The sequence below is a fragment of the Humibacter sp. genome (assembly GCF_051954055.1).
In the GTDB taxonomy this organism is placed as follows: Bacteria; Actinomycetota; Actinomycetes; order Actinomycetales; family Microbacteriaceae; genus Humibacter.
The window spans coordinates 1-3626 of record NZ_JBQCIE010000145.1 but is presented as its reverse complement, the minus strand read 5'-3'; the positions used below and the strand labels follow the sequence as shown (position 1 = coordinate 3626).

Below are 3626 nucleotides of genomic sequence, written 5' to 3'. Positions count from 1 at the left end.
GACGACAGCACGATCATGTCCAGGAGCACGACGAAGAAGGAGAGGATGCCCGCGGCCGCCGCGAACGGACCGATCAGCTGCTCGACGACGAACGGCAGGAACTGGAACGGATCCGTGACTCCGACGACCATCGCACCGGCGGCCGCGTAGCCGACATAGGAGCCCACGCCGCTCAGGAGTGCAATCCCGATCGCGATGTCGTGCGCGTGACGCGGCACCCGGAGCGCTCGCACCAGAAGCACCGTGAACACCACGGCCGAGGCGACCGCGCAGGCGATCGGACCGGCGTACAGGCCGGCATCCGTGTTCTCGATCACGTCACGGTTCAGCATCACGCTGAGCATGCCGAGCGCGGCGATCAGCAGCGCGACATACAGCGCCGTCGCGAAGACGGCGAGAGTGGAGGCGTATCGACGGAATTCCATGGTGGGATGCTGCGCTTCAGCGACCCCGACATCCACGCTCCCGACGGCTCGCGTCGAACGTGACGGCGGCGTTCCGCGCCCGGCTCAGGCACCCGGGTTCGTGGTGGGCCCGGCGGCGATCCGGCGGTCGTACTCGCGCTGCGCTTCCAGGTTAGCCGCGCGGACCCGGCGTCCACGGGCGGCGATCCAGGCACCGAACCAGAGGGATGTCTCGCGCGCGATGACGCCGGCGAAGATCGCGGCCGGGCTGACGGCGATGGTCCTGAGGAACTGGCCGGCGAAGGAGGCCGACATGTGCATGACGTCGACGGAGAACAGCGTGCCGCCCATGTACGCGAAGTAGACGACGACGCCGACGAAGAACGATCCGAGCACGTGCGCCCACCATCCGGCACGATTGACGATCGTGATGAGAAGCGCCTCCGCCAGGAAGAACACCACGACCGGCAGCCAGAACCCGGCCGTCTGCAGGAAGTGCTCCCACGTGACCATCGAGCCCTTCTGGCCGCCCACCGCGATGAGCGCCAGGGTCACGAGAGCGAAGACCACCGCGAAGGCGATCGTGGCGACGATGTCGATGAGGATGCCCATCAACCGGTTGCCCCGCCGCTTCGGCGCGGTCGGAGCGGTGACGTACATCGGGGTGGGCGCTGCGACTGTCGCCGCCGCGATCCCGCCTTCGAGTCCGGTCGTGCCGGCCTGCTCGGCGGATGCCGTGTCTTCGTACGCCACGGGCTCGGGCGCAGCCTCCGGCACCTGCTCGGGCGTACCACCCGCCACGGGCTCCGGCGCGGCTGCAGGCACCTGCTCGGCCGCACCGCCCGGATACGCGGATGTCTCGCCGGACGGCTCCGGCGGCAGGATGACCGGTTCCGCCGGCGCGTCGACGCGCGCCGTGTCGTGCTGGTCCGGGACCACGTCGAACGCGGCCGTGTCTTCGCCGACGTACGAGTCGCTCGCCCGGACCGGCTCGTAGGCAGGGGTCTCCTCAGCGGGCGACGCCTCTGCGGAGTGCGCGACCGGTGTCTCCTCGGCCGCGTGAGCAGCCGGCGCCGCCGCTGCGGGTGCCTCCACCGGCTCCTCGGTCACCGGCTCGTCGCGAGCGACGGCCTCGTCCCGAGCCAGCGGCTCGTCGCCGGCAGCCTCCTCGCCCCCGAATTCGGCGGGCGTCCGGTCCGCGTCGGCGGGCTCCGACGGCTCGTCGGCGCCTCGTGCCTGCGGTGTGTCGTTGCTCATGGTGCCCCCTGTCGTGTGAACGCGGCGCACCGCGTGGCGGGCTGGGTCGGCTGTTGCCGTGCACGGCTTTCGCCGCTCAGACAACCTTCGTCACGGTAACAGCGCACGCCAAGGGCTTGCGCGAGGCGCACCGCGCTGCCTCGAGGCGACAAGTGGCGAAATGCGCAGGAGCCCCGCACCGAAAGGTGCGGGGCTCCTGGATGGGGGTACTCAGTTATGTTCGCGGCTTCGCGGCTCAACAACTTCCCGCGGTTCGGCCAAGCGAGCAAGCTCGCTTGGCTCTCACCTTGGTCAGTTGTAGGTACCCGGGGTGTAGTCGTCCGAGCTGAAGCTGTCGAAGTCGACGAAGCTCAGGTCGTTCTCGTTGAACACTGTGTCGTCGGTGAAGATGCGGTTCGGGTAACGCTCCGCCTTCGCCTCCTCCGTGGCCTCGACCGTCACGTTGCGGTAACGCGGCAGGCCGGTGCCGGCCGGGATCAGCTTTCCGATGATCACGTTCTCCTTGAGACCGATCAGCGGGTCGCGCTTGCCCTCCATGGCGGCCTGCGTGAGAACACGCGTGGTCTCCTGGAACGACGCGGCCGACAGCCACGACTCCGTCGCGAGCGAGGCCTTGGTGATACCCATGACCTCCTGGCGGGCGGATGCCGTCTTCTTGCCCTCGGCGAGCGCGGCGCGGTTGATCTCGTTGTAGCGGGAACGGTCCACGAACTCACCGGGCAGAAGCTCGGTCTCGCCGTGGTCGACCACGGTGACCTTGCGCAGCATCTGGCGCACGATCACCTCGATGTGCTTGTCGTGGATCGGCACGCCCTGCGAGCGGTACACGCCCTGCACGCCACCCACGAGGTGCTCCTGCACCGCACGGATGCCGCGAACGCGCAGCACCTCCTTCGGGTCGACCGTGCCGACGATGAACTGCTGACCGAGCTCCACGTGGTCGCCGTCCTCGACGAGCAGCGTCGAGCGCTTGAGCACCTGGTAGCGGTGCTCCTCGTCGCCGTTGTCGGGGGTGAGCACGACGTAGCGGGCCTTCTCGGTGTCCTCGATGCGCACGCGACCTGCGGCCTCGGCGATCGGGGATGCACCCTTCGGGGTGCGTGCCTCGAACAGCTCCTGCACGCGGGGCAGACCCTGCGTGATGTCGTCGGCGGATGCCGAACCACCGGTGTGGAAGGTACGCATCGTCAGCTGCGTGCCCGGCTCACCGATCGACTGCGCCGCGATGATGCCGACGGCCTCTCCGATGTCCACGAGCTTGCCCGTGGCCAGCGAACGGCCGTAGCAGAGGGCGCAGACGCCGACCGCGGACTCGCAGGTGAGCACGGAGCGCACCCGGATCGTCTCGATGCCTGCAGCGATGAGCTTGTCGATCAGCACGTCACCGACATCCTGACCGGCCTCCGCCACGACGGTGCCCTTCTCGTCCACCACGTCGGTGGCGAGGGTACGGGCGAACGTGGAGTTCTCCACGTTCTCGTCGCGCACGAGCACACCCTCGGAGTTGCGGGCACCGATGGCCAGGTCGAGACCCTTGGTCGTGCCGCAGTCCTCCTCGCGGATGATGACATCCTGCGAGACATCCACCAGACGACGCGTGAGGTAACCAGAGTCGGCCGTGCGCAGAGCGGTGTCGGCCAGACCCTTTCGGGCACCGTGCGTCGCGATGAAGTACTCGGCCACCGAGAGACCCTCGGAGTAGCTCGAGATGATCGGACGCGGGATGATCTCACCCTTCGGGTTGTTCACCAGCCCTCGCATACCGGCGATGTTGCGCACCTGCAGCCAGTTACCGCGAGCACCGGAGGACACCATGCGGTTGATGGTGTTGTGCTCCGGGAAGTTCTCGCGCATGGCCTTCGCGACCTCGTCGGTGGCATCCGTCCAGATCTTGATGAGCTCCTGACGACGCTCGGCCTCGGTGGTGAGACCCTTCTCGTACTCGCTCTGGACCTTCGCCGCCTT

At 68.3% G+C, this 3626-nt stretch carries 2 protein-coding genes and 1 pseudogene; all 3 read right to left on the bottom strand.

Annotated elements, in window-relative coordinates; all coding sequences use genetic code 11:
- Positions 1 to 425: hypothetical protein (locus tag ACTHNC_RS18645; protein ID WP_440296129.1), on the bottom strand; the 425-nt coding region annotated here is incomplete at its 3' end.
- 84 nt (positions 426 to 509) lie between these two features.
- Entirely contained in the window at positions 510 to 1661 is a 1152-nt protein-coding gene (locus ACTHNC_RS18640) for a hypothetical protein (protein ID WP_440296128.1), read from the bottom strand.
- A 291-nt stretch (positions 1662 to 1952) separates the two neighbouring features.
- A pseudogene (locus ACTHNC_RS18635) lies at positions 1953 to 3626 on the bottom strand (DNA-directed RNA polymerase subunit beta'); the annotation flags it as partial.